Here is a 25502-nt window from a genome sequence, read left to right as displayed (position 1 = left end):
AGCTCAGCGCGCCCGGAACGAGAGCCGGTAGGCCTGCGGGCTCAGGCGGCGACGCCGGGCGAAGTGGTGGCGCAGCGTGTCGGCGCTGCCGATCCCGGAGCGCTCCGCGACGGCCCCGACGGGCAGGTCGGTCGACTCGAGGAGCTCCTCGGCCAGGGCCAGCCGCTGCTCGAGCAGCCAGCGGTGCGGCGTCGCTCCCGTCGTCTCGTGGAACCGCCGGACGAACGTCCGCTCCGACATCAGGGCCTGCCCGGCGAGCCGGCGGACGGGCAGCTCCTCGTGCAGGCGCCGGCGCGCCCACTCGAGCGGGTCGCCCATCACGTCGTCCGCCCGCACGGCGGCCGACGGCGGCTCGATGAACTGCGCCTGGCCGCCGTGGCGGTGCGTCGCGACGACCATGCGGCGCGCGACCGCGTTGGCGACACCCGCGCCGTGCTCGAGCCGGACCAGGTGCAGGCACGCGTCGATCGCGGCGGCGGTGCCCGCGCTCGTGACGACGCTGCCCGCGTCGACGTACAGCACGTCCGGGTCGACGTCGACCGACGGGTACCGCGTGGCGAGCAGCGGCGCGTACTTCCAGTGGGTCGCTGCCCGCCGCCCGTCGAGCAGCCCCGCCGCGGCGAGCAGGAACGCGCCCGAGCAGATCGACAGCACCCGCGCGCCGCGGTCGACCGCCCGATGCAGCGCGTCGACGACCTCGACGGGCGGGTCGACGGGCGCCGACGTCCAGGCCGGCACGGCGACGAGGTCGGCACGCGCGAGCCGTTCGAGGCCGTGGTCGACGTGCACGGCGAACCCCGACGACGTGGGGATGCGGCCGGGCGTCGGCGACGCGACCGCGAAGTCGTAGCCGGGCAGCCCCTCGGCGGTCCGGTCGAGGCCGAACACCTCGGACAGCACCCCGAGCTCGAAGGCCGCGACCTGGGGCCCGACCAGGGCGACGACGTCGTGCAGCATGCGCCGATGTTGGCAGACGTTGCCCGAGTGACGGCATCTCTGCCAGTGGCCGGGCACCGGGCGTCGTCACGACACTCGTGGCCATGACGACGAACCTCGACCTGACCTCGGACGACACCCGCGCCGCCGCGGCCCACTTCGCGGCCCGCCTGCGCTGGGCGATCGACGCCTCCGACCTGCACGCCGCGCTCGAGACCGGCGACCCCGGGTTCGTCCTCGTCGACAGCCGCGGCGACGCCGCCTGGGCGCAGGGCCGCATCCCGGGCGCGATCCACCTGCCGCTCGCCGCGATGCGCGAGCGCGCCGCCGACGTGCTCGACCCCGACGTGCCCGTGGTGACCTACTGCTGGGGTCCGGGGTGCGACGGCGCGACGCGCGCGGCCCTCGAGCTCTCGCTGCAGGGCTACCGCGTGCGCGAGATGATCGGCGGCTTCGAGTACTGGGCCCGCGAGGGGCTGCCGGTCGTCGTCGGCGACGGGGCACCCGCGCGCCGCGCGCCCGACCCGCTCACCGCACCGGTCACGAGCCCGGCCTGCGACTGCTGACCGGACCCGACCGCGCCGGACACGAACCCGACACGAGGCCGGAGCCGACGGGGTGCGACGACGCCCCGGGGACGCGACATGCATGTCGCGCTCTCGGGGCGTGGTGTCGTCCGACGCGGGACGCGGCGTGCGGCGGCCGTCAGGACCGACGGACCACCGCGCGGTGCTCGACGGCGACGGTCGCGAGCGCCAGCAGGCCCGGGACGATCACGACGAGCGGCGGCAGCATCCAGACGATGACGCCGCACAGCGCGAGCGCGAGGACCAGCAGCGACGTGCCGGTGAGGTCGTCGCCCGTGCGCCGGCCCGCGTCGCGCAGCACGAGCCGCCACACCGCCCCGGGCGTCCACCCGGCGGCGGCGCGCAGCAGCGCGACCACCAGGAGCACCGCGATCAGGACCGAGACGACGCGGACGCCCGTGCCCCCCGGCAGCGCGCCGGTGCCGGCGAGGCTCACGTTGAACGCGAGCACGAGCAGCAGGAGGACGGAGCCGACGGACACGAGCCACACGCCGCGGCACGCGAGGCGGAAGTCGTCCCACAGGTCGCGCAGCGAGTCGGGGCGGCCGTCGACGTGCCGGCGGACGTGCGCGATCCCCGCGGCGAGCGCGGGCAGCGCGGTGACGACGGGCAGCGACAGCACGGAGACGGCGAGACCCACGGTGAGCGACTCGCCGAACAGGCCGACGCGTCCGCCGCCGAGCAGCGCGCGGTCGTCGGGCCGCGTGCCGTCGTCGTCGGGGCGCGTGCCGCCGTCGGGCCGCGTGGCGTCGTCGTCCGGTCGGCCGGTGCTGGCGTCGGTCATGGCGACCAGGCTCGCACGTCGGGGCGGTCCCGCCGACGCCGGACCGCCCCGCGGCGCACGCGTCATCAGCCCTTGAGGCCCTGCGTCGCGACGCCCTCGACGAGGTACCGCTGGAACACGAGGAAGAACAGCAGCACGGGCACGAGCGCGAGGACGGCCATCGCCATCTGGGCGCCGTAGTCGGACGTCGTCGTCTGGTCGACGTAGAGCCGCAGCGCGAGCGGCATGGTCGCCAGGTCGGGGTCCTTGAGGTACAGGAGCGGCCCGAAGAAGTCGTTCCACGACCAGATGAACGCGAAGATCGAGCTCGTCACGAGTGCGGGCTTCATGAGCGGCAGCATGATCGAGCTGAAGATCCGCACGTGCCCCGCGCCGTCGATGCGCGCGGCCTCGTCGAGCTCGCGCGGCAGGTTCCGCATGAACTGCACCATGAGGAACACGAAGAACGCCTCGGCGGCGAGGAACTTGCCGATGAGCAGCGGGACGAACGTGTCCACCAGGTTCAGCCGGGAGAACACGATGTACTGCGGGATGATCACGACGTGGAACGGCAGCAGGAGCGTGCCGATCATGAGCGCGAAGAACGTGTTCCGGCCGGGGAAGTCGATGCGCGCGAACGCGTAGGCGGACACCGAGCAGGACAGCGTGATCCCGACGACGGACCCGACCGCGAGGATCAGCGAGTTGGTGAAGAACGTCCAGAACGAGACGCCGCCGATGCCGTCGAGCGCCTTGGCGAAGTTCGCGAACGTCGCGGCGTCAGGGACGAGGCTGACGTTGCCGACGATGTCGCTGCTCGGCTTGAACGACGAGGACAGCATCCACACGGCCGGGTAGAGGATCACGACGACGATCGCGAGGACGAGGGCGTGGAAGCCGACGCCCTTGAGGCGCTCGCGCGTGCGGTGCCGGCGGCGCAGCTGGTCGCTGTGCTCGGTGGTGACGGGACCGCTGGGGGTCGCGGCGATGGTGGTCACTTGCCCTCCCCGGAGTAGTGCACCCAGAGCTTCGAGCTGCGGAAGAAGAGCACGGTGATGAGGCCGATGACGACGACGAGGACCCAGGCCATCGCCGCGGCGTAGCCCATCCGGAAGTCCTGGAAACCGCGCTGGTAGAGGTACAGCGTGTAGAAGAGCGTCGACCGCGCCGGGCCGCCGGTGCCGTTCGAGATGATGAACGCCGACGCGAAGATCTGGAACGCGTGGATCGTCTCGAGCAGCAGGTTGAAGAAGATGACCGGCGAGAGCATCGGCAGCGTGATGTTGCGGAACTTGCGGACCGGGCCGGCGCCGTCGACGGACGCGGCCTCGTAGAGCTCGTTCGGGATCTGCTTGAGGCCCGCGAGGAAGATGACCATCGGCGCACCGAACTGCCACACGGTCAGCAGGATCAGCATCGGCATCGTGCGGTTCGGGTCGCCGACCCAGCCGCCGGCGGGGGCGCCGAAGAACTGGCCGATCTGATCGACGATGCCGTCGTCGATGAACATCGCCTTCCAGACGATGGCGATCGACACGGACGCGCCGACGAGCGACGGCAGGTAGAACGACGACCGGTAGAAGCCCTTGCCGCGACGCCGGTTGTTCAGCAGCATCGCGACCGCGAGCGCGGCGACGAGCTTGATCGGCGTCCCGAAGACCACGTAGGTCGCGGTGACCTGCCACGCCTTGAGGTAGCTCGGGTCCTGGAGCAGGAGCCGGAAGTTCTCGAGGCCGGTGAACTCGGGCGGCGCGAACAGGTTGTAGTTCGTGAACGCCAGGTACAGCGACGCGAGCATCGGGCCGGCGGTCAGGAGGAAGAAGCCCAGCAGCCACGGCGCGAGGAACGCGTACCCGGCGCGGGTCTCGGCGGCCTTGCGACGCTTGCGTACGGTGCCGGGCGGCGGCGCGCAGCTGGTCCTCGAGGTGGAAGACCTCGTCGAGCACCTGGAACCCCTCGTCGGGGTTGCCGTCGGTGACGAAGAACTCGGCCATCTCGGCCTGCCAGCGCGGGTTGACGGCGGTGCGCGTCATCGCCTCCTGCGCGGCGGCGTAGTCGTCGGTCTGGAGGTGCCCGACGAGGAGCCCGTCGGGCGCCAGGTACAGGGAGTAGTCGCGCCACCCGGTGTCGCGGAGCGCCTCGAGCATCTCCGGCCACACGGCGGCGTGCCGGGCGCGGTACTCGTCGAGGCGGTCCGGGCGGACCCGGGAGACGAAGCAGACTCGCGTCACGGCCTGCCTCCGATCGTCGCGTCGTTGAAACGATTCATCGTCCTGCACTCTAGGAACGGGCGCCCCAGGCGTCAACCCTTCCGCGGCGATCCGTCCGGGAAGCCCTTTCCCGACGCAGCGTACTGCGCCGCGATCGGCCCACGGCGCGCCAGGAGACCGCCGGGCGGGCGTGCCGACGGCGGGCCCGGGGCCGCCGATACCATCGGGGCGCGAGGACGCAGAGCGGAGGACCACGGATGGCCACCACGACCCGGGGACGAGCGGAACGCCGCCCGTCGATCACCGACGTCGCCAAGCGCGCGGGCGTGAGCGTCGGCACCGTGTCGAACGTCCTCAACCGCCCCGACCAGGTCACGCCCGCCACCCGGGACCGCGTGCAGGCCGCGATCGACGAGCTCCAGTTCGTCCGCAACGCGTCCGCGCGCCAGCTGCGGGCCGGCACCATCCAGACGGTCGGCGCGATCGTCCTCGACATCGCGAACCCGTTCTTCACCGAGGTCGCGCGCGGCGTCGAGGACCGGCTCGCGGCCGAGGACTACACGCTGATGCTGTCGTCGTCGGACGAGGACCCCGAGCGCGAGTCGCGCTACCTCCGGCTGTTCGAGGAGCACGGCGTGCAGGGCGTCATGGTGACCCCCTCGGCCGGGTCGATCGACGCGCTACTGGCGGTGCGCGACCGCGGCGTCGACGTCGTCCTGCTCGACGCGACGTCGCCGTTCGACGACCTCTCGTCGGTCGCGGTCGACGACGTGCGCGGCGCGGCGCTCGCGATCGAGCACCTCGTCGCACTGGGCCACCGCCGCATCGCGTTCGTCAACGGCCCGCTGAGCATCCGCCAGTGCGCCGACCGTCGCGCGGGCGTCCTGCAGGCGCTGCACGCCGCGGGGCTCGACCCCGAGCGGGCGCTCGTCGAGGTGACGATCGGGTCGCTCAACGCGGACGGTGGAGAGGAAGGCATCGCGCAGGTGCTCGACACGGCTGACCGCCCGACCGCCGTGTTCTGCGTCAACGACCTCGCGGCGCTCGGGGTGCTGCGCGGGCTGCGTGCGCGCGACGTGGCCGTGCCGGCCGAGATGGCGGTCGTCGGGTACGACGACGTCACGTTCGCGTCGATGCTCACCGTCCCGCTCACGTCGGTGCGCCAGCCGACGCACCAGCTCGGCTGGACCGCGGCGGACCTGCTGCTGCGCCAGCGCTCCGAGGGCGAGCGGTTCCAGCACCAGCGGGTCCAGTTCCAGCCCGAGCTCGTCGTGCGGGGGTCGTCCGACCCGCACGCCTGACGCCTCCTCTGGACAGGAGGCAAGCGCTTCCCCGTACAGTGAGACGATTCAATCCGTGGCAAAGGAGCGCACGTGACCGACTCGACCTCCGCGCCCGACGCCGTCCTGCGCGTCGCGATCGTCGGCACCGGCGCGATCGCGCACGCCCACCAGCAGGTCCTCGACGCCGACCCCGGCGCGACCGTCACCGCCGTCGCCGACCCGAACCCCGAGGTCCGGGACGCCTTCGCGGACCGCTACGGGATCGCCGGCAGGTACGGCGCGCTCGACGACCTGCTCGCCGCCGAGGCCGTCGACGTCGTCCACCTGTGCACGCCGCCCGGACTGCACCGCGACCAGGCCGTCACCGCGCTGCGTGCGGGGGCGCACGTCGTGTGCGAGAAGCCGCCCGTCCTCTCGCTCGCCGACCTCGACACGGTCCTCGACGTCGCGCGTGAGGCCGGCCGCGAGTACGCGGTCGTGTTCCAGCAGCGCACCGGCACCGCCGTCGGGCACGTGCAGCGGCTGCTCGCCGACGGCGCGCTCGGCCGGCCGCTCGTCGGCGTCTGCCACACGCTCTGGTACCGGCGGCAGGAGGACTACTACGCCGTGCCGTGGCGCGGGAGGTGGGCGACCGAGGGCGGGGGGCCGCTGCTCGGGCTCGGCATCCACCAGCTCGACCTGCTCGCGTTCCTGCTCGGCGACTGGGCCGAGGTCGACGCGCGCGCGTTCCGGCTGGACCGCGACCTCGAGACCGAGGACACGTCGACGGCGGTCGTACGGTTCGCGAACGGCGCGGTCGTGTCGGTCCTCACGACCGCGCTCGCACCCCGCCAGACGAGCTACGTGCGCGTCGACACGACGCTCGGCACCGTCGAGGTCGAGCACCTCTACGGGCACGACGCCCGCTCGTGGCGACTGACCCCCGCACCGGCGACGACCGGCGGGCCGGCCGAGCCCGCGCCGGAGTCCTGGACCCTGCCCGCCGACGACGAGCCCAGCGGCCACACCCCGCTCCTGCGGGCCGTCTACGCCGCGTTCCGGACCGGTACGCCGCTGCCGCCCGTCGCGGCCGACCCGGCGCGGTCGCTCGAGCTCGTCACCGCGATCTACGCGTCCGCCGCCCTGGGGAGGCCCGTCATCAAGGCCGACCTCGCGCCCGGCAGCGACCTGCGCGGCGGCTTCCTGCACGGCGTCGAGGACCTGCGACCGGTCGCGGCGACGTCGGACACGTGAGGGCGGACCTCCCGAGCAGCCACGGCACGCACGACCCTGCACCCCGACCGCACCACCCCTCGCGAGGTACTCCCATGACGAACCCCTGGCCGCTCGGCGTCGACGGCATCGCCTACGGCGGCGACTACAACCCGGAGCAGTGGCCGCTCGCGACCCGCGTCGAGGACGTCGAGCTCATGCAGCAGGCGGGCGTGACGCTCGTGAGCGTCGGCATCTTCTCGTGGGCGCAGCTCGAGCCGCGGCCGGGCGAGTACGACTTCGGCTGGCTCGACGACATCCTCGACCGCCTCGCGGCGGCGGGGATCAAGGTCGCGCTCGCGACGGCGACCGCGAGCCCGCCGCCGTGGCTCACGCGGAAGCACCCCGAGCTGCTGCCCGTGCTGGCCGACGGCACGGTGCTGCACCCGGGCGGCCGGCAGGCGTACCGGGTGTCCGCGCCGCTGTGGCGCGAGTACGCGGTCGCGATGACGCGTCGGATGGCCGAGCGGTACCGCGAGCACCCGGCGCTCGCGCTGTGGCACGTCGACAACGAGCTGGGCTGCCACGTGCCGCACGACTACTCCGACGACGCGGCCGCCGCGTTCCGCCGCTGGCTCGAGGCGCGGTACGGGACGGTCGAGGCGCTCAACGCGGCGTGGGGCACGGCGTTCTGGTCGCAGCGGTACGACTCCTTCGACGAGGTGCTGCCGCCGCGCGCGGCGCCGACGTACCCGAACCCGACGCAGCAGCTCGACTTCGCGCGGTACTCCTCCGACGAGCTGCTCGTGCACTACCGCGCGCTGCGCGACGTGCTGCGCGAGGTCACCCCGCACGTGCCGACGACGACCAACCTCATGCTGTCGACGGGCACGAAGTGGATGGACTACTTCTCCTGGGCCGGTGACCTCGACCTCATCGCGAACGACCACTACACGCGCGCGCACGACCCGCTCGCGCACGTCGAGCTCGCGCTCAGCGCCGACCTGACGCGGGGCGTCGCAGGCGGTGACCCGTGGGTGCTCATGGAGCACTCGACGTCGGCCGTGAACTGGCAGCCGCGCAACCGCACCAAGCGACCCGGCGAGATGCTGCGGCACTCGCTCGCGCACGTCGCGCACGGTGCGGACGCGGTCATGTTCTTCCAGTGGCGGCAGTCGGCGGCGGGCGCCGAGAAGTTCCACTCGGCGATGCTGCCGCACACGGGGACGGACACCGACGTGTGGCGCTCGACGGTCGAGCTCGGCGCGGCCCTGAAGGCGATCGGCGAGGTCAAGGGATCGCGCGTGCGGTCCGACGTCGCGATCGTGTGGGACTACCCGTCGTGGTGGGGCGTCGAGCTCGACTCGCACCCGTCGACCGACGTCACCTACCCCGACCGCGTGCTCGCGCACTACCGCGCGCTGTGGGAGCGGCACGTGAGCGTCGACGTCGTGCCGCCGTCGGCGGACCTGTCGGGCTACCGGCTCGTCGTCGTCCCGACGCTCTACGTGACGACCGACGCCGACGCGGCCAACCTGGCGAAGGCGGCGGAGGCCGGCGCGACCGTGCTCGTCACCTACTTCTCGGGGATCGTCGACGAGCACGACCACGTGCGCCTCGGCGGCTACCCGGGCGCGTTCCGGGACCTGCTGGGCGTCCGGACCGAGGAGTTCTGGGCGCTGCAGGAGGGCGAGACGCTGACGCTCGACGACGGCTCCGTCGCGGACGTGTGGTCGGAGCGGATCCACCCGGCGGACGGCACCGAGGTCGTGCGGACGTTCGCCGACGGCGACCTCGCGGGCGGTCCGGCCGTGACGCGTCGGGCCGTCGGTGACGGGTCCGCCTGGTACCTCGCGACGCGTCTGGACGACGCGGCCCTCGGGGCGCTGACGGAGACGCTGCTCGTCGAGGCGGGTGTCGAGCCGGTGCTGGCCGGTGTGCCGGAGGGCGTCGAGGTCGCGCGCCGGCACGCCGACGACGGCCGCTCGTGGCTGTTCGTGCTCAACCACACCGCGTCGCCGGTGGACCTGCCGCCAGGCGAGGTGATCACGGGCCGGACGTCCGACGGCCAGGTCGACGCGGGTGGCTACGCGGTGCTGCGCGAACAGGTGTAGGCGCCCGACGGGCGACCGCTCTCCCGCGGATTTCCGGCCCACCGACGGCGCCGCGCCCCTACCATCACCGCCACGGGCCACCGGGGGCCCGTGGCGGCTGAGGGGACGCGCATGGTCGGCAACGGTGCGGGGACTGCGGTACGCGACAGGTCGGCACGCGCGGGCGGTCGGAGTCGTCGCGGGGTCGTGATCGGCGTCGTCGCGGGGGTGCTCGTCGCGGTGGCCGCGGTCGTCGTCCTCGTCGTCCTGCCCATGACCCGCCCGCCCGACCCCGGCGCGCTGCTGGCCGAGCAGGGGGTCACCGACGCGACGCTGGCCCGGGGCGCGGGGACCGGCAGCGTCCGGGTCGAGGTGCGCCCGCAGGGCCGGCCCCCGACGGGCGTGACGGTGACCGTGTCGTGCACGGGCCGCGACGTCGCGCGGGTCTACCTCGACGGCGCGTGGGAAGGCGGCGTCGCGTGCGGCGGCGATGTGCGGACCGCGGGTGGTGGCGACGTCACGATCGGCGACCCGGTCGACCTCGGCGTCGAGCACGTCGTCGAGGTCGAGGCCGAGCCGAGCGCGGTGATTGCCGTCACGGTCGCGACGGCGGGCGCCTGACTGACCTGCGGATACCGCGAGACGTCTGACTTTTCACCCGCCGGTGTGACGCACGAGCCGGACGATCCGGTTGCAACTGGACGCTTGTCCCGGTGAGGATGCGCCCCATGGCAGCGACCCCGTCCGAGCCGCCTGCCACCCGGCCGGCACCCCCTGACGTCGTCGAGCCGCTCACGCGCGCCGACCTCCCCGCCGCCGCCGCCGTCCTGGCCGCGGCGCTCGCCGACGACCCCGGATTCCGCCACCTGTTCCCCGTCGACGCCCGGCGCGAGTCGGAGCTCCGCGCGCTGTACCGGATGACGCTCTCGGACGCCCTGCGGTACGGCCTCACCTACGTGACGAAGCTCGACGGCGTCGTCACCGGCGCGGTCGCGCTCTACGCACCCGGCCGCTACCCGATGACGGCGGCGCGGTGGTGGCGGCAGGCCTTCCGGATCGCCGCGATCGCGCTGCGCACCCGCGAGCACTCGTTCGGTCTGATCAAGTTCGGTGACCTCACCTCCGAGGGGGTCCCGGCGGACGCCTGGTACGTCGAGGCGCTCGGCGTCCGGCCCGACCTGCAGCGGGCGGGCCGCGGCAAGCTGCTCATGGCGCGCGTGTTCGCGGACATCGACGCGGGCGAGGCCCCCGGCTACCTCGAGACGACGAAGCCGCTCAACGTCACGTACTACTCCGCGCTCGGCTACGCGGAGACGCACTCCCGCGTCGCGCTCGCGCCGGAAGGCCCGTGGATCATCCCCATGTCGCGACCCGGCAAGGCCGCCTGACCTCCTCGGTCAAGAAACAGTCAAGCAGCCTCTTCCCCCAGGGAAAGAGGGCGTGTCATGCTGCCCTCGTCACAACCCGTGCACCCGCGCACGATCCGCTGGTGCAAGGGACCGTCCGCCCGGTCCGCCGGGCCTGTTCGGCGAGGGGTGCGCGATGACGCTTTTCGGTGGATGGCGCCGCAAGGACCGGTCCGCGGACACTGCGGCGACGGCGGCCGTGATGGTCCCGATCGTCGACGGCGGCAAGACGCCCGACGGGGGTACCGACCCCGTGACCCCGACGCCCGACGTCACGCCCGCCGCGCACGGCGGCGGGTGGTTCAGCGGGTGGTTCCACGGGTCGTCCGACGGCGGCTCGGGCGGTCACGGCCACGGCGGCTACGACGGGGGCGGCGGGTTCGGCGGCTTCGACGGCGGCGGCTTCGGCGGCGGCGACGGCGGAGGCGGCGGGTTCTGAGAGCGGTGTGGGTGGCGGGCCCGACAATGGCACGTGCCCTACGTGCTGCTCGCCGACGACCCGGACCGGGCCGGCGGCGTGCTCCTGCGGCACGCGTCCGACGACGGTGAGCCGGCCGACGACGTCGAGCGCGTCGCGGCACGCGACCTCCCAGCGGCCGTCGCACGGTACGAGACGGATCGCCCGCGCTGGGTGTGGGACGACACGGCGCGCCGCTACCCGGCGCTGCTGCGAGCGGGCGTCCGCGTCGAGCGCTGTCACGACCTGCGGCTGTGCCACGCGATCCTGCGCGGCAGCGCGTACGCGAGCGGCTCCGACCTGGCCCGGGCGCCGCGCGGTCCGTGGGACGGTCGCCGCCCCGACGAGCCGCCGCCGGCCGAGCCGGACCTGCTCGACGAGCTGACCCTGCTCGACGACCCGGGCGCGCCCGCCGCGGCACCGGCCCACACCGACGAGGTCCCGCTCGACGTCGCCGACGAGCTCGCGCGGCAGCTCGCCGCGGTCGCGGGCTCGACCGAGCCGGGGCGCCTGCGCCTGCTGCTCGCCGCGGAGTCGACGGGTGCGCTGATCGCGCAGGAGATGCGGCACGACGGCATGCCGTGGGACACCGCGGTGCACGACGCGCTGCTCACCGACCTGCTGGGTCCACGCCCGCGCGGCGGCGGCCGCCCGGCGCGGCTCGAGGCCCTCGCCGAGCAGATCCGCGAGCACCTCGTCCAGCCGACGCTGAACCCCGACTCGCAGCCGGACCTGCTGCGCGGCCTGCGGCTCGCGGGCTTCGACGTGCAGTCGACGTCGAAGTGGGAGATCCGCGCGCTCGACCACCCGGTGCGTGAGCCGCTGCTGGAGTACAAGTCGCTCTCGCGCCTGCTGTCCGCGAACGGGTGGGCGTGGATGGACACGTGGATCCACGACGGCCGGTTCCGGCCCGAGTACGTGCCGGGCGGCGTGGTGTCGGGCCGGTGGGCGACGAACGGCGGCGGCGCGCTCCAGCTCCCCGCGGCGATCCGGGCGGCGGTGCGGGCCGACGACGGCTGGCGGCTGGTCGTCGCCGACGCGTCCCAGCTCGAGCCGCGCGTGCTCGCGGCGATGTCGGGCGACGCCCCGATGGCGGCCGCGGGGCGGCAGGCGGACCTCTACCAGGGCGTGGTCGACGCGGGCATCGTCGCGACCCGGTCGGACGCGAAGTACGCGATGCTCGGCGCGATCTACGGCGCGACGACGGGTGCGAGCGCCGCGCTCATGCCGCAGCTCACGCGGGCGTACCCGCGCGCGGTCGCGCTCGTGGAGGCGGCGGCGCGCGCGGGTGAGCGCGGGGAGGTCGTGACGACGTGGCTCGGTCGCTCGTCGCCCGCACCGGACGCCGCGTGGCAGGCGGAGCTCACGGCGGCGTCGGCGGAGGGCGCGGCCGCGGAGGACGTCCGGGCCGTGCGCCGGCGCGCGCGGGACTGGGGACGGTTCACGCGCAACTTCGTCGTGCAGGGCACGGCCGCGGAGTGGGCGCTGTGCTGGATGGCGTCGCTGCGGCGCCGGTTGCGCGACGTCGAGGGGCGGCCGCACCTCGTGTTCTTCCTGCACGACGAGGTCATGGTGCACTCCCCCGCCGCGGTCGCCGACGAGGTGGCCGACGCCGTGCGAGCCGCGGCCGTCGAGGCGGGCCGCCTGCTCTTCGGCGCGACGCCCGTGGACTTCGCACTCACCGTGTCCGTCGTCGAGAGCTACGACCGCGCGAAGTGACCCCGGGCGGCGTCACGGTCCTGCCGGACTGCGGCGCTGCTGCGCGCGGACGTGCAGGCGCTCGCCCTGCGGGCCGAAGAGCGTGAGCATCTCGACCGGCTCCGGGCCCGGGTTGAGCAGCGCGTGCGGGGTGCGGGTGTCGAACTCGGCGACCTCACCCGGACCGAGCGTGAGGTCGTGCGTGCCGAGCAGCAGCCGCAGCCGGCCGGACAGGACGTAGAGCCACTCCCAGCCCTCGTGCACCTTGAGCTCCGGGTCGACGCGCGACGTCTCGGGCGGGATGACGACCTTGTACGCGCGCAGTCCGCCGGGGCGCCGGGTGAGGGGGACGAACGTGCGGTCGTGCCGCTGGAACGGGCGCGCGTAGACGCGCGGGTCGCCGGTCGCGGGGGCGTCGACGAGCTCGTCGAGCGGGACCTGGTACTCCCGGGCCAGCGGGAGCAGCAGCTCGAGCGTCGGCCGACGGCCACCCGACTCGAGCCGGGAGAGCGTCGAGACGGAGACGCCGGTGGCGTCGGCGACCTGCGCGAGCGTGAGGCCACGGTCGGCGCGCAGCGCGCGCAGGCGGGCGCCCACCGCGTCGAGCGCCGCGTCGATGTCGTCGGGGATCGTCCTCACCTCGCCACGTCGGGGGTGGCCGTCACCGCCATGACGGCCCGGCCGGAGTTGCCGGAACGGCAACGGAAGTTGCCAGCCCATCGTCGCACGGCGCACAGTCGTCGGCAGGCCGCCCCGCTCGGGTGCGGCGACGAGCAGGCGACCGGGTGGGCCCCGGACCGGACGAGGAGCAGGCATGGACGAGCGGTACGACGTCGTGGTCGTCGGCGGCGGGCCCGCCGGGCTGAGCGGTGCGCTCATGCTCGGGCGCGCGCGGCGGTCGGTGCTCGTGGTCGACGCGGGCGCGCCGCGCAACGCCCCCGCCGCGCACGCGCACGGGATGCTCACGCGCGACGGCACCCCGCCGCTCGAGCTGCTCGCCGCGGGCCGCGCCGAGGTCGCGCGGTACGGCGTGCACGTCGAGCCCGGCGAGGTCCTCGCGGTGCACCAGGAGGACGGCACCTTCACGGTCGAGCTCGCCGACGGCCGCTCCGTCGTCGCGCGCGCGGTGCTGTCGGCGACCGGCCTGGTCGACGAGCTGCCCGACGTCGCCGGCGTCGCCGATCGCTGGGGCACGGACGTCCTGCACTGCCCCTACTGCCACGGCTGGGAGGTGCGCGACCGGGCCGTCGTGATCGTCGGGACCAATCCCATGGCCGCGCATGCCGCGCTGCTGTGGCGGCAGTGGACGGCCGACGTCACGCTCGTCCGGCACACGGCACCCGCACTCGCCCCCGAGGACGTCGAGCGGCTCGCCGCGACCGGCGTGCGGCTCGTCGACGACCGCGCGACCGCCGTCGACGGCCCGTCCGGCGACCTCACCATCCGGCTCGCGTCGGGCTCGGCCCTGCGGGCCGGGGCCGTCGTCGTCGGCACGCGCACGGTCGCGCGCGCCGAGCACCTCGCGCCCCTCGGCCTGCACCCCGTGCCGCTGCTCGTCGACGGGCACGAGATCGGGCGCGCCGTCCCCGCCGACCCGACCGGCGCGACGACCCTGCCCGGCGTGTGGGTCGCGGGCAACGTCACCGACCTGCGCGCGACCGTGGTGGTCTCCGCGGCGGCCGGCGCGACCGCGGGCGCGCAGGTCAACGCGTGGCTCGTCATGCAGGACGCGGAGTCCGCCGTGGCCCGCGCCGAGGGCCGGGCACACGAGCCCGGGCACGGCCACGCGCACGGGCACGGCGCCGACGGCGGACGGCACGTCGACCCGACGTCCGGCATCGAGCTGCCCGACGAGCTCGCCGGCATGTTCGCGCCGGACTTCTGGGAGGAGCGCTACGCCGGCGCCCGCCAGTGGTCGGGCCGCCCCAACGGCACCCTGGTCGACGAGGTCGGCGAGCTGCCCCCGGGTCGCGCGCTCGACGTCGCCGCGGGCGAGGGCGGCGACGCGGTCTGGCTCGCCCAGCGGGGGTGGCACGTCACCGCGACCGACTGGGCGGCCGGCGGGCTCGCGCGCGGCGAGCGGACCGCCGCCGAGCACGGCGTGGCCGACCGCGTCACGTGGCGCCAGGCCGACATCACGTCCGACGACGGCTGGGACGACGAGCCCTACGACCTCGTGACGTCGCACTACCTCCACCTGCCGCCGACGCAGCGCCCCGCGGCCGTGGCGCGCATGGCGTCGCTCGTCCGGCCGGGAGGGACGCTGCTGGTCGTCGGCCACCACGCCGCCGACCTCGCCACCTCGATGCGGCGACCGCACGTCCCCGAGCTGTTCGCGGACGCCGACGAGGTCGCGGCCCTGCTCGACCCGGCGCAGTGGGAGGTCGTCACCGCGGAGGCCCGGCCGCGCGACGCGGTCGACCCCGAGGGACGTCCCGTCGTCCTGCACGACGCGATCCTGCGCGCGCGCCGCCGCTGAGCGGCCCCGCGGGCGCCCGCACCGGCCCCTGGCTACGCTGACCGCAGGCCGCGCGAGGGACCGGGGGGCGCTCGTGACCGTGGCAGCACGACACGTCGGAGGCGTGCGGGACGCGCCCGTCACTGCGCCGCCGAGGCCGCACCTGCGGGCGCCCGGACCGCCGCGCACGCCGCTCCCGGCGCCCGCGACCGCCGCACTCTCGGTGCACGGCGTGCGGCACCTGCAGCGGGCCGTCGGCAACGCCGCGGTCGGCCGGCTGCTCGCCGGTGCGGGCACGCCGACCGCGCAGCGACTGCTCGACCCCGCGGCGCTGCGAGCCGTCCACGACGAGGTCGACGTCCGGACGACGGTCGCGGGGGTGCTCCGCCGTGTCGCGGAGTACAACGCCCACGACCTCCAGCCGCCCCCGTTCGGCGGGACGAGCCGGGTGACGCTCCGGGCGGTCGACGACCAGCTCGCGCGCCTCGACGCGCTCCGCGGCTGGGCCGCCGGGCGCGACGTGACCGGTCCGACGCTCGACGCGCTCGTCGACCTCGACGTGCAGTCCGCGGCGGAGCGCACGCGTCTCGAGGGCCTGCGTCTGGCGCTCGAGGTCTGCGCGCAGCACGACCTGCCGGCCGACCGGGTCCTCGGCCTCCTCACCGAGCCCGGGGGCCGGCGTGTGGTGGACGCGCTTGTCGCGGCGCGCGCGTCGAAGCCGACGCACGCCGTGTTCGGGACCCTCCTGCGCAACCCCGACGTCGTCCCGCGGGTGCTGCTGACGGTGATGCCTCTGGTGCTGGAGGGGCAGAAGCTCCGCCTGTTCATGGCGCAGCTGTCGCCGCAGGACCCCCGGCTCTCGGCCGGAGGGCTGGTCGCGTTCGTCGAGGGGTACGAGCGGCTGCTCGACTGGTTCGAGTTCCTGCTCGAGACGCGCCGGCTGCCGCGCGAGTCGTTCGTGCACCCGTTCGAGGTGGCGGTCGACAAGCTCTTCCGCGGCGAGGCCGACTACACGACGCTCGCGGCGCGCCTGTCGACCGCGCTGCCCAACGGCGTCACGATCCTCGAGATCGCGCACGAGCTCAGCGAGGGCATGGCGCAGCTCGGGTACACCGTCTTCCTCGCGGGGGGCGGCGCGATCGCGTTCCACGGCGGGCACCGGCCGGTCTCCGACCTGGACTTCCGCATGGACCCGCTCCCCGGCATGACGACCTTCTCCGGGCCGCAGGGCAAGCAGGTGCTGCACATGGTGAACCGGCTGCTGGAGATCTCGAAGAGCCGTCGCGCGCAGGGGCTGACGTTCAGCCAGTTCTCCGCCGCGGGCAAGAAGGCCCTCACGATCGGGACGCACGACTGGTTCTCGGTCGAGGTGAGCATCTCCCTCAACCAGGGGTTCGCGCACGGTGCGCCCGCACCCCGGGCCCTGCCGACCCACAGCGCCGACTACGTGCGGCACGTCGACCCCACGGCGTCGCCGACGACGAGCGTGCCGCTCCTCGGGCTGACGGACCTCCTGCGCGACAAGCTGAAGACCGCCGTCACGCGGACCAAGGAGGCGGAGGTCAGCCACAAGAAGGTGGCGCAGGACCTGTTCGACATCCTCGATCTCGTGCTGCTCCTGAGGCGGCTGGGGATCGACCCGCTCGACCCGACGTCGCTGCGGCAGCACCTGAGGGCGCGTGTCGACCAGTACCGGGTGCAGAACCTCGAACCGCCCGACGTGGACCTGGGAGCCCTCACGGTGGTGGAGGTCGCCGAGCGCATGCTGTACCGCCTGGTGCGCACCGCCCAGGCGCACGCCGTCCCCGGCCCGCGCCGCGACGTCCTGCTGCACCTGTCCGCGCACAGCTCCGCCGACGTGCTCAGCGTGCTCGACGAGGTCGTCGGGATCCCGCTGCGCCCGAGGATCGAGGTGTTCGGCGAGCTCGACGTCGACGCGTGGTTCCGCACGTGGGCCGTGCAGGGTGCGACCACCGAGGAGCACCGGCGCGTGCCCGGTCAGAACCCGCACCTCGGACCGTACGCGGCACCCGACGACCAGCCGGACGTCTTCCCCGGGAACGCCCTGGTCGCCGACATCCTCGCGGGTGCACCGTCGTTCGTCCTCGCGGACGAGGACCTGCTGATCCTCTACGTGCTGTACCGGTCGGCGGGCGGTCTGCGTCCTCTCGTGAACTCGCGCAGCGCGATCGAGGTGATGGTCGCGTTCTCGGCCGCTATCTCGGTGAAGCGCTTCTCGCAGTTCTTCGAGACGTTCGGCCCGCGCGGCCGTGACCAGCTGGTCCAGGACGAGCCTGCCGGCCTGCGGCTCCTGCGGCTGGGACGGGTGCTCATCGCGGAACGCCTGCGCCACTGAGCGCGCAGGTCAGCGCGCGGATCCCCGGTGCGGGACGTAGCGTCGCCACGACGGCGGGGCGCGACGGTCCGGGCGGAGGCGACGTGACGCGAGGCACCGGCGGTGGCGCGGTCGCGCGCACCCTGCTCCGCGGGCCCGGCGGCGTCGTGCGCGCCGCGGCGCTCGTCAGCGTGGTCGTCGCGCTCCTGACGCTCGGGCCGGTCGACGCCGCGCTGCTCGTCCTCGTCGTGGGAGGTGTGGCGCTGCCGCCGCTCGGCGGCGTGCCGGCGTGGCTCGACGCCGCTTACGGCGTGGGGCTGCTCGCGGCGGCGTGGGCGGGCGTGCTCGGGCTGTACGAGGCCGTGCCGTGGCTCGACGTCGTCATGCACCTCGTCGTGACGGGCCTCGTCGCGGCGGTCGCGCACCTGCTGCTGGCGGTCCGCACGCGTGCGGTCGTCGACCCGCGCGCGGCGCGCGCCGCGGGTGCGGGCGCGGCGTCCGTCCTGGTCACCGTGTCACTCGGGACGACGCTCAGCGTCGCGTGGGAGATCGGCGAGTACCTGGGCCACACGTACCTCGACCCGACGATCTACGTCGCGTACGGCGACACGATCGGCGACATGGTGATGGGCGCGCTCGGGTCCGCGGTCGCGGGGGCGGTGCTCGTGCGGCTCGGCGGCGGGTCGCGCGCGGGTCAGCCCGCGGGTGCGGCGGCGTCGACGTAGGTCGTCATGACGCAGTTGCCCTGGCCCTTGGGCCGGTCGTAGGTGAACCCGAGCTGCTCGTACATGGTCCGCGTCGCGTTGTAGAGGAACGACGCCGACGTCTTCTTCCCCGGCGGCAGGTCGTGCGGGTACGACTCGACGAGCCCGCCGCCGGCCGCCGCGATCAGCGCGAGCGCACCCCGCACCGCGACCGACGCCATGCCGCCGCGCCGGTGGTCGCGGTCGACGAACAGGCACGTGATCCGGAAGTCGGGGCGGCGCACGGCCTCGCGCTCCCACTGCTTGCGGTGGTGGATGTTCGCGAGCTCGTCGACCGTCCCGTACTGGGCCCACGCGATCGCGGCGTCACCGTCGAGCACGAGCGCCGCGTGCGCGCGCCCGGCGAGGACGAGCTGCCGCTTGAGCTCGCGGTGCCCGATCGCCCGCCGCTCCTCCGTGGGGTCGGGGTAGAGGTGGAAGTAGGTGCACCAGCACCCGCCCCACACGCCGTTGTGCTTCTCGGCGAGGTCCGCGAACAGGTCCCACGTGTCGGGGCCGAGCGGAACGACGCGATGGCCGTCGATCGTGATGTCCGTGGGGCTCACCTCCGCGACGCTAGGAGCACCTCCTCGTCGTGGCAATGCCCTCCGGCACCCGGGGCCCGGGCCTACTCGAGGGGCCACGTCTGCAGCCGGCCGCACATGCCGTAGCGGCGGGGCGCCGGGTCGGGGCGCGCCGCGCGCACCAGCGCCGACGCGAGGTGCCCGGTGTCCCCGCGCACGAGGCCGTCGAGCGCGCGGGCGGTGCCGTCGCTCTCCGGGAGGACGCCCCGGGTCCAGCGGTCCTGCCAGTCCGGGACGGACGGCCGGACCAGGCGGGCGGCGGCCTCGTGCACCGGTCGGAGCGCCTGCGCCGCCCCGAGGCGGCGGACGTCGTCGAGGAGTCCCGCGTACCCCTCGAGTGCGAGGTCGCGACGACGGCGCGCGGCGGCGGCGAGCGCGTCGTCGGACGCGTCAGGTCCCGGGAGCGCCGCAGCGGCGCGGTAGGCGTCGGGGTCGGCGAGCACCTGCGGCGGGAACGTGAGCACGGCGTCCCCGGCCTCCGGCAGCCCGGCGTTCCCCATGACGACGAGCACCTCGAGGTCGCCGTCGTTGACCGCGCGGTGCACGACGCCCGGGTCGAAACGCACGACGTCGCCCACCGTCAGCCGGTGCTCGACGAACCCGTCTGGTCCGAGGGTGTGCACCGCACCCGTCCCGCCGAGCACGACGTACGCCTCGGCCGAGACGGTGTGCAGGTGCGGCGACCCCGACCCGGCGCGCCCGACGCCGTCGGGAGCGGGCCAGTCGTACACGCGCAGGTGGCTGACGGAGACCCCGCCGGGCAGGAGGCTCACGACGCGCCGACCTCCGCGTCGGGCGCCGCCGCGTCGAGGGCGGTCGTCCCGAGCGCCGCGAGCGCCCCTGCCCGGTCGACGTCCGACCCGCCGTCGGCCACGACCACCGCGTACCGGAACGACACCGTGCCGCCCGGCGCGAACGGCACCTCGGCCGAGAAGAACGGCGCGGGGTTGAGGCACCCGAACTGCTCGACGCGGGCGAACCACCGCGGCCCCGCTCCGTCGGCCTCGCCCGTGCCGTCGACCATGACGACGGTCGACGCGCGGCCCACGTCGTCGTGCCGCCCGACGAGCCCGAGCCACGGCTGACGCGTGCCGCGCAGCTCCTCGCCGCCCGTGCCGCCGGGCGCGAGCAGGACACCGTCGGTGAACGACCGCGGACCGCGCCAGAACAGGCCGCCGTAGCCCGCGTTCTCGCGCCCACGGGTGGTCGGCGAGCCGATCGTCAGGTCGTGCGCGGACACGTTCGTCATCGTCGTCGTGAAGGTCAGCACCCACGCGTCGGGCTGGTCGGCGGGCACGACGAACCCGAGTGCCCGGTCCTCGTCGACGACGTGCTCGCCGGACTGCGTGTGCCACGCGAGGGTGTGCGCGACGTCGACGCGGTCGGCCGCGACGGCGAGGACGCGCAGGTCCTGGTGGTCCATCGACCCGTCGTTGTCGAGCTGCACGTAGCCGTGGCCGTGCACGTACGTCGGTCCGCCCCAGAAGTTGTGCTCGCCGACGACCGGCAGCGACCACGACACGCCCTTGTGCCACACGTGGTCCCACGGGCGGAACGCCGAGACGAGGTCGCCGCCGCGCGTGCGCAGCGGGTGCACGTAGGGCCGCGGGCTCTCGAGCTGCGCGTCGTCGGGGACGTAGACGTACCGCGCGAGCGTGGTGCCCGCCGCGGTGACGTCGACGGCACGGCTGACGTCGTGCAGCGCACCGACCGCGGGGCGCGCGTCGAGCCGCGGCAGCCGTGTCGTTCCCGTCGTCCGCGTCGCGCCCGTCGCCCCGTCCCAGGCGCCCGTCGCCCCGTCCGACGCGGCCGCCCCGCTCACGCGGAGACCTCGCGCGGCGTGCGCGCCAGGTCGACGCCGAGGTCGAGGTCGTCGACGCGGACGGGCAGGCCCGTGACGAGCGACTGGTTGGCGGCGATCCCGACGGCCACCGCGCGCAGCCCGTCGAGGTACCCGGCGGGCCGCCCGAGCGCGTCCTGCGAGACGCGCAGGTGCCGCCGGAAGACGTCCTTGAGCAGGATCGCGTCGCCGCCGCCGTGCCCGCCGATGCCCGCGGGGATCTCGTACGCGACGGGCGCCTCCCAGTGCCGCTGGACGAGCAGCCGCTCGCCCTCGGGTCGCAGCCCGCCGGCGGCGATCCCCCCGGGCGTCGCGGACGGGTCGAGCACGACCTTGCCGTCGTCCCCGACGATCACGGCCCCGCGCTCGACGACCTCGAGCTCCGCGCGCCCCTCGGTCCCGTTGACGGTGACCCGGTACCCCTCCCACGGGCTGTGCGCGTTGAGCGAGTACGTGAGCGTCGCGCCCGAGCGGTAGTCGACGACGAGGGCCATGTTGTCCTCGATCGTGATGCCGGGGCCGAAGACGTCCTGGTCGCGCAGGTAGCCGTCGTGGTGCTCGGCGTCGAGGTAGAGCGCCTTGAGCCGCGGGTCGTCGTGGAGGTCGAGCGCGAACGGGTCGCCGGACGTGCCGGTGCCGCGCGACGGGCGCGGGGCGAGCCCGCGGGCGGCGGCGTTGCGCTCGCCGTAGAACTTGAGGCCGCCCGACGCGTAGACGCGCGACGGGACGTCGTCGAGCCACCAGTTGACGAGGTCGAAGTGGTGGCTCGACTTGTGCACCAGCAGCCCGCCGGAGTTCTTCTTGTCCCGGTGCCAGCGGCGGAAGTAGTCGGCGCCGTGCACGGTGTCGAGCGCCCACTCGAAGTGCACGCTCGTGACCTCGCCGATCTGCCCGGACCGGATGACCTCGCGCAACGACGAGTTCCGCGGCGCGTAGCGGTAGTTGAACGTCATGACGACGTCGCGGCCGGTGTCAACGACGGCGCCGGTGATACGGCGGCAGCCCGCGCGGTCGGTGGTCAGGGGCTTCTCGACGACGACGTCGGCGCCGGCGGCGAGCGCGCGCGCGACGAGGTCGGCGTGGGTGTGGTCGGGGGCCGTGACGACGACGGTGTCGACGCGCTGCTCCTCGATCATCTTCTCGAGGCCCTCGGGCGTGTACCGCGGCAGGCCTGCGGGACCGTCGTGGCCGGTCGCGCGGCCGACCTCGGCGTCGTAGTAGTCGATGCGGCCGGGGTTCGGGTCGAGCCACGCGACGAGGGTCGCGACGTCGGCGTGCTCGCCCGTGATCGCCGCGACGTACATGCCCGCACGGTGCCCCGTGCCGGCGACGGCGAACCGGCGCTGCTCGCCGGGCGGCGCGGGCGCGAAGTCCGGGACGACTCCCTGCGACGCGACGGTGCTCGCGCTGGAGGCGGGACGGGGGGCGGTGGGGTTCTGGTCGACCACGTAGATCCTCTGCTCTCGGTGCGACGTCGCACCGCATCGGGAAAGCGCGTTCCGTGATTCGTAGCCTAGGTCGGGGCGCGCGCGGGCGCCAGCGTCTGCCACGATCGTCGAATCGATCCGTGCCGGCCGCCGGCGGGACTTCCGCCGCGTGACGGGCGCGGGTTAGGCTCACTTCTACAACGTTGCACGAACCGCCTGACGCCGCCGTCGGGCATCACCCGGCACCACCCCAGGAGAACCCGATGTCCCAGCGCGCGACCGTCCTGCTCCACCCCGACTTCCGCGTCGGGCCGATCGACCGCCGCGTCTTCGGCTCGTTCGTCGAGCACCTCGGCCGCGCCGTCTACACCGGCATCTACGAGCCCGGTCACGCGACCGCCGACGAGCACGGCTTCCGCCGCGACGTCGCCGACCTCACGCACGAGCTCGGCGTCACCATGGCCCGCTACCCCGGCGGCAACTTCGTCTCCAACTACGTCTGGGAGGACGGCGTCGGACCCGTCGAGGAGCGCAAGCCGTTCATCGACCTCGCGTGGCGGACCATCGAACCCAACACGATCGGCACCGACGAGTTCCTCCAGTGGGCCGAGCGCGAGGGCATCGAGCCGATGATGGCCGTCAACCTCGGCACCCGCGGGGTCGCCGCCGCCGCCGCGCTCGTCGAGTACTGCAACGGCGAGGCCGGCTCCCGCTGGGCCGACCTGCGCATCGCCAACGGCCGCGAGAAGCCCTACGGCGTGCGCCTGTGGTGCCTCGGCAACGAGATGGACGGCCCGTGGCAGATCGGCCACAAGACCGCCGACGAGTACGGCAAGCTCGCCGCCGAGGCCGGCAAGGCCATGAAGCTCGTCGACCCCACCATCGAGCTCGTCGCGTGCGGCTCGTCGTCCATGCAGATGGACACGTTCGGCGAGTGGGAGCGGACCGTCCTCGAGCACACCTGGGACGTCGTCGACCACATCTCGATGCACGCCTACTACGAGGAGCTCGACGGCGACCGCGCGTCGTTCCTCGGCTCCGGCACCGCGATGGACCGGTTCATCCGCCGCGTCGTCGCGTCGGCGGACGCCGTCGCCGCGCGCCGCCGCTCCGACAAGCAGATCACCATCTCGTTCGACGAGTGGAACGTCTGGTACCTGCAGTCGCGCTTCGTCGGCGAGAAGAACCTCCCGCTGCAGAGGGACGCGCCGCGCATCATCGAGGACGTCTACTCGGCGCTCGACGCCGTGGTCGTCGGCGACCTGCTCGTCACGCTGCTCAACCACGCCGACCGCGTGCCCGTCGCGTGCCTCGCGCAGCTCGTCAACGTCATCGCGCCGATCATGACCGAGCCCGACGGCCCCGCCTGGCGCCAGCCGACGTTCGCGCCCTTCGCGACGACCGCCCGCCTGGCCCGCGGCACCGCGCTCGACCTGCGCGTCACCGCCCCGACCGTCACGACCGCCCAGCACGGCGACGTCCCCGTCGTCACGGCGGCCGCGACGCTTGACGGCACCGAGGGCGCCGTGTTCCTGGTCAACCGGTCCGCCGAGCCCGTCGAGGTGGAGCTGTCGCACCCCGGCGTGACGCTGACGCTCGACCGTGGCGTGCAGGTCACGGCCGACCACGAGCCCGCTGTCGAGGGTCCCGAGCACGCGGCCCGGGTCATCGCCGAGCACGTCTCGGAGGTGGACGCCCCGGTCACGTCCGCCGAGACGGGCCGCACGGTCCTCACCCTGGCCCCCGAGTCCTGGCTGGCGCTGCCCACGACGCTGACCCGCCTCTGACCCACAGGGCCGACGACCCGGCCGCCCGCACGGCGACCGACACGAGGCCTGCCCGTCCCCTCACCCCTCGCCGAGTTCGTCAGTCCGCGTCGAGTTCGTCAGCTGCACCTGACGAACTCGGCACGACGTGACGAACTCGGCGTCGACCCACGACGGTCGAGGCTCGCCGCGGCGTGCGCGTCGCGGGAGTGAGCGGGAGCATCGGTGCGAAGGCTCGTCGACGCAGGTCGACCTGCGAGGTGCGGGAGGTGCGCCAGATGCCCGGAGCCGTCCGCCGACCTTCGGATCCGCGCGGGACCCGCACGGCGGCGTCGCCGGTGCACCCCGAGCGAGCGGCCCGCGAGGACGACGAGCCGCAGCCTCCGCCGACCGACGAGGACGACCTGCCGGGCGACATCCCCGTCGTCGCACGGTGGTGCGCCGGCGTCCTCGCCGCGGTCGCGGGCGTGGTCGGCGCGGTCGCCGTCTTCCGGACGGACAACGGCGTCGGGGCGGCCGCTCTGCTCCTGGTCGCCGTGTTCCTCACCATGACCGCCGTCGACGGGCGGTTCCCGCGCCTGCGCATCGGCGACAACGAGGTGGTCTCGGACCTGCGCCGCGTGGTCCGGCAGACCAAGGGCACCGCCGAGCAGGCGAAGCACCAGGCGGACGACGCCACCTACAACAGCACCGAGGTCATGGAGGGGCTCGCGGCCGCGCGCGACGGGCTCGCGGAGGTCCGCAGCCGGCTCGACGCGCTCGAGCAGCGCGGCGGTGGCGGCGGGTCGGCGCCTGGCGGCGCGCGTCCGGCGCACCCGCCCGGCGACGTCTCCTTCGACGTCCCGCTCGGCCTCCCACCGGACGGCGCACCTCCAGCGGGCGCGCGCTCCGGAGCAGCGTCGCAACCCGCGCTGCCGCAGGAGCTCCTCGACCTGGCGGAGCGGTACAAGACCGTGCGGTGGACCATGCCCCGGAGCCCGGAGCGCACGCGGGCGATGGAGGACCTGGCGCGGCAGATGGTGCGCGCGGCGAGCGCGTCGGGCGTCGACGTGACTCCCCTGCTGGGCTCGCCCGACCTCGGCCTGCGGCTCGTCGCGGCGTGCGGGCTCTATGCGCGCCCGGACGGGGCGGCCGTCGCCCCGCTCGCCGAGCAGGCGCTGTCCGACTGGAAGCCGTTCAACGAGTACTGGTCGCTCCAGGCGCTGCGGCGGTGCCTTCCGGGTCGGTGCGCGTCGCTCACCCCGGACCTCCGACGACAGCTCGACGCCCGGGCCGAGGCGGTCGGCCGCACCGGGGACCGCGGCCGCGTCATCGAGGCCATCCTGCGCGACTGCCCCTAGCCGCGACGCGCTGAGCTCAGCGCGCCCGGAACGAGAGCCGGTAGGCCTGCGGGCTCAGGCGGCGACGCCGGGCGAAGTGGTGGCGCAGCGTGTCGGCGCTGCCGATCCCGGAGCGCTCCGCGACGGCCCCGACGGGCAGGTCGGTCGACTCGAGGAGCTCCTCGGCCAGGGCCAGCCGCTGCTCGAGCAGCCAGCGGTGCGGCGTCGCTCCCGTCGTCTCGTGGAACCGCCGGACGAACGTCCGCTCCGACATCAGGGCCTGCCCGTCGGGGCCGTCGCGGAGCGCTCCGGGATCGGCAGCGCCGACACGCTGCGCCACCACTTCGCCCGGCGTCGCCGCCTGAGCCCGCAGGCCTACCGGCTCTCGTTCCGGGCGCGCTGAGCT

General features: G+C 74.5%; 23 protein-coding genes and 1 pseudogene. 13 read left to right on the top strand and 11 right to left on the bottom strand.

The features are described from left to right. Positions 1 to 3: 3 nt before the first annotated feature. Positions 4 to 957, bottom strand: a complete 954-nt coding sequence (locus tag OMK64_RS17225; RefSeq protein ID WP_272729586.1) for a helix-turn-helix domain-containing protein — start codon at positions 955 to 957, stop codon at positions 4 to 6. An 83-nt stretch (positions 958 to 1040) separates the two neighbouring features. Between OMK64_RS17225 and OMK64_RS17220 the strand changes: the two genes are divergently transcribed. Continuing rightward, positions 1041 to 1502, top strand: coding sequence for a rhodanese-like domain-containing protein (locus OMK64_RS17220; RefSeq protein WP_272729585.1), 462 nt, complete (start codon positions 1041 to 1043; stop codon positions 1500 to 1502). 139 nt (positions 1503 to 1641) lie between these two features. On the opposite strand, the gene OMK64_RS17215 is transcribed toward OMK64_RS17220, so the two are convergent. The 4 genes and pseudogenes from OMK64_RS17215 to OMK64_RS21235 form a co-directional block, all read right to left on the bottom strand. Beyond that, on the bottom strand, positions 1642 to 2307 hold the full coding sequence (locus tag OMK64_RS17215; RefSeq protein ID WP_272729584.1) for a YesL family protein: 666 nt from the start codon (positions 2305 to 2307) through the stop codon (positions 1642 to 1644). Positions 2308 to 2372: 65 nt separating this feature from the next. Then, positions 2373 to 3227: a carbohydrate ABC transporter permease gene (locus OMK64_RS17210; RefSeq protein ID WP_272729588.1), complete on the bottom strand. Its 855-nt coding sequence runs from the start codon at positions 3225 to 3227 to the stop codon at positions 2373 to 2375. Positions 3228 to 3280: 53 nt separating this feature from the next. Continuing rightward, positions 3281 to 4084: a carbohydrate ABC transporter permease gene (locus tag OMK64_RS17205; RefSeq protein ID WP_272729583.1), complete on the bottom strand. Its 804-nt coding sequence runs from the start codon at positions 4082 to 4084 to the stop codon at positions 3281 to 3283. Between the two features lie 184 nt (positions 4085 to 4268). Further along, positions 4269 to 4517: pseudogene (locus OMK64_RS21235) on the bottom strand (L-rhamnose mutarotase); the annotation flags it as partial. Positions 4518 to 4753: 236 nt separating this feature from the next. Here OMK64_RS21235 and OMK64_RS17200 point away from each other — a divergent pair. The 7 genes from OMK64_RS17200 to OMK64_RS17170 all read left to right on the top strand — a co-directional run bounded on the left by OMK64_RS17200 (position 4754) and on the right by OMK64_RS17170 (position 12645). Further along, a complete protein-coding gene (locus OMK64_RS17200) occupies positions 4754 to 5797 on the top strand; it encodes a LacI family DNA-binding transcriptional regulator (protein WP_272729582.1) in 1044 nt (347 codons plus the stop codon). Positions 5798 to 5869: 72 nt separating this feature from the next. After that, complete coding sequence (locus tag OMK64_RS17195) at positions 5870 to 7012, top strand: Gfo/Idh/MocA family protein (RefSeq protein ID WP_272729581.1); 1143 nt, start codon at positions 5870 to 5872, stop codon at positions 7010 to 7012. Positions 7013 to 7086: 74 nt separating this feature from the next. Beyond that, a complete protein-coding gene (locus OMK64_RS17190) occupies positions 7087 to 9084 on the top strand; it encodes a beta-galactosidase (RefSeq protein WP_272729580.1) in 1998 nt (665 codons plus the stop codon). 186 nt (positions 9085 to 9270) lie between these two features. Then, a complete protein-coding gene (locus OMK64_RS17185) occupies positions 9271 to 9684 on the top strand; it encodes a hypothetical protein (RefSeq protein WP_272729579.1) in 414 nt (137 codons plus the stop codon). A gap of 107 nt (positions 9685 to 9791) precedes the next feature. Then, positions 9792 to 10451, top strand: coding sequence for an N-acetyltransferase (locus tag OMK64_RS17180; RefSeq protein WP_272729578.1), 660 nt, complete (start codon positions 9792 to 9794; stop codon positions 10449 to 10451). Between the two features lie 154 nt (positions 10452 to 10605). Further along, complete coding sequence (locus OMK64_RS17175) at positions 10606 to 10908, top strand: hypothetical protein (RefSeq protein WP_272729577.1); 303 nt, start codon at positions 10606 to 10608, stop codon at positions 10906 to 10908. 33 nt (positions 10909 to 10941) lie between these two features. Beyond that, a complete protein-coding gene (locus OMK64_RS17170) occupies positions 10942 to 12645 on the top strand; it encodes a bifunctional 3'-5' exonuclease/DNA polymerase (RefSeq protein ID WP_272729576.1) in 1704 nt (567 codons plus the stop codon). A gap of 12 nt (positions 12646 to 12657) precedes the next feature. Here OMK64_RS17170 and OMK64_RS17165 read toward each other — a convergent pair whose 3' ends face one another. Then, entirely contained in the window at positions 12658 to 13254 is a 597-nt protein-coding gene (locus OMK64_RS17165) for a helix-turn-helix domain-containing protein (protein WP_272729587.1), read from the bottom strand. A gap of 184 nt (positions 13255 to 13438) precedes the next feature. Between OMK64_RS17165 and OMK64_RS17160 the strand changes: the two genes are divergently transcribed. From OMK64_RS17160 to OMK64_RS17150, 3 genes are all read left to right on the top strand, one after another. Then, entirely contained in the window at positions 13439 to 15103 is a 1665-nt protein-coding gene (locus OMK64_RS17160) for a bifunctional NAD(P)/FAD-dependent oxidoreductase/class I SAM-dependent methyltransferase (RefSeq protein ID WP_272729575.1), read from the top strand. 79 nt (positions 15104 to 15182) lie between these two features. Then, positions 15183 to 17438 (top strand): hypothetical protein, encoded by a 2256-nt coding sequence (locus OMK64_RS17155; protein WP_272729574.1) that lies wholly within the window; start codon positions 15183 to 15185, stop codon positions 17436 to 17438. A gap of 83 nt (positions 17439 to 17521) precedes the next feature. Then, positions 17522 to 18142 (top strand): DUF2238 domain-containing protein, encoded by a 621-nt coding sequence (locus OMK64_RS17150; RefSeq protein ID WP_272729573.1) that lies wholly within the window; start codon positions 17522 to 17524, stop codon positions 18140 to 18142. On the opposite strand, the gene OMK64_RS17145 is transcribed toward OMK64_RS17150, so the two are convergent. From OMK64_RS17145 to OMK64_RS17130, 4 genes are all read right to left on the bottom strand, one after another. Next, on the bottom strand, positions 18112 to 18726 hold the full coding sequence (locus tag OMK64_RS17145; RefSeq protein ID WP_272729572.1) for a GNAT family N-acetyltransferase: 615 nt from the start codon (positions 18724 to 18726) through the stop codon (positions 18112 to 18114). The two genes, OMK64_RS17150 and OMK64_RS17145, sit on opposite strands and share 31 nt — an antisense overlap. A gap of 62 nt (positions 18727 to 18788) precedes the next feature. Continuing rightward, positions 18789 to 19517 carry a cupin domain-containing protein gene (locus OMK64_RS17140; protein WP_272729571.1) on the bottom strand — a complete coding sequence of 243 codons (729 nt, stop codon included), beginning with the start codon at positions 19515 to 19517 and terminating at the stop codon, positions 18789 to 18791. Next, complete coding sequence (locus OMK64_RS17135; RefSeq protein WP_272729570.1) at positions 19514 to 20566, bottom strand: DUF6807 domain-containing protein; 1053 nt, start codon at positions 20564 to 20566, stop codon at positions 19514 to 19516. Before OMK64_RS17135 ends, OMK64_RS17140 begins: the two co-directional genes overlap by 4 nt. Next, positions 20563 to 22032, bottom strand: coding sequence for a Gfo/Idh/MocA family protein (locus tag OMK64_RS17130; RefSeq protein WP_272729569.1), 1470 nt, complete (start codon positions 22030 to 22032; stop codon positions 20563 to 20565). The genes OMK64_RS17135 and OMK64_RS17130 overlap by 4 nt, the downstream gene beginning before the upstream one ends. Positions 22033 to 22274: 242 nt before the next feature. On the opposite strand from OMK64_RS17130, the gene arfA reads away from it, so the two are divergent. Next, positions 22275 to 23798 (top strand): arabinosylfuranosidase ArfA, encoded by a 1524-nt coding sequence (gene arfA / locus OMK64_RS17125; RefSeq protein ID WP_272729568.1) that lies wholly within the window; start codon positions 22275 to 22277, stop codon positions 23796 to 23798. A 317-nt stretch (positions 23799 to 24115) separates the two neighbouring features. After that, complete coding sequence (locus OMK64_RS17120; RefSeq protein ID WP_272729567.1) at positions 24116 to 25117, top strand: hypothetical protein; 1002 nt, start codon at positions 24116 to 24118, stop codon at positions 25115 to 25117. Between the two features lie 16 nt (positions 25118 to 25133). Here OMK64_RS17120 and OMK64_RS17115 read toward each other — a convergent pair whose 3' ends face one another. Then, the gene (locus OMK64_RS17115) at positions 25134 to 25370 is read right to left on the bottom strand and encodes a helix-turn-helix domain-containing protein (protein ID WP_272729566.1); all 237 of its coding nucleotides are present in this window, start codon (positions 25368 to 25370) and stop codon (positions 25134 to 25136) included. Positions 25371 to 25502: the final 132 nt, after the last annotated feature.

The sequence above is a fragment of the Cellulomonas fimi genome (assembly GCF_028527925.1).
In the GTDB taxonomy this organism is placed as follows: domain Bacteria; phylum Actinomycetota; class Actinomycetes; order Actinomycetales; family Cellulomonadaceae; genus Cellulomonas; species Cellulomonas fimi_C.
This window is presented reverse-complemented; position numbering and strand designations above follow the sequence as displayed.

Coding starts and splice junctions, on each gene's coding strand:
- arfA (WP_272729568.1), top strand. CDS start 22,275: ATGTCCCAGCGCGCGACCGTCCTGCTCCACCCCGACTTCCGCGTCGGG.
- OMK64_RS17180 (WP_272729578.1), top strand. CDS start 9,792: ATGGCAGCGACCCCGTCCGAGCCGCCTGCCACCCGGCCGGCACCCCCT.
- OMK64_RS17225 (WP_272729586.1), bottom strand. CDS start 957: ATGCTGCACGACGTCGTCGCCCTGGTCGGGCCCCAGGTCGCGGCCTTC.
- OMK64_RS17205 (WP_272729583.1), bottom strand. CDS start 4,084: ATGCTCGCGTCGCTGTACCTGGCGTTCACGAACTACAACCTGTTCGCG.
- OMK64_RS17190 (WP_272729580.1), top strand. CDS start 7,087: ATGACGAACCCCTGGCCGCTCGGCGTCGACGGCATCGCCTACGGCGGC.
- OMK64_RS17215 (WP_272729584.1), bottom strand. CDS start 2,307: ATGACCGACGCCAGCACCGGCCGACCGGACGACGACGCCACGCGGCCC.
- OMK64_RS17160 (WP_272729575.1), top strand. CDS start 13,439: ATGGACGAGCGGTACGACGTCGTGGTCGTCGGCGGCGGGCCCGCCGGG.
- OMK64_RS17220 (WP_272729585.1), top strand. CDS start 1,041: ATGACGACGAACCTCGACCTGACCTCGGACGACACCCGCGCCGCCGCG.
- OMK64_RS17175 (WP_272729577.1), top strand. CDS start 10,606: ATGACGCTTTTCGGTGGATGGCGCCGCAAGGACCGGTCCGCGGACACT.
- OMK64_RS17200 (WP_272729582.1), top strand. CDS start 4,754: ATGGCCACCACGACCCGGGGACGAGCGGAACGCCGCCCGTCGATCACC.
- OMK64_RS17115 (WP_272729566.1), bottom strand. CDS start 25,370: ATGTCGGAGCGGACGTTCGTCCGGCGGTTCCACGAGACGACGGGAGCG.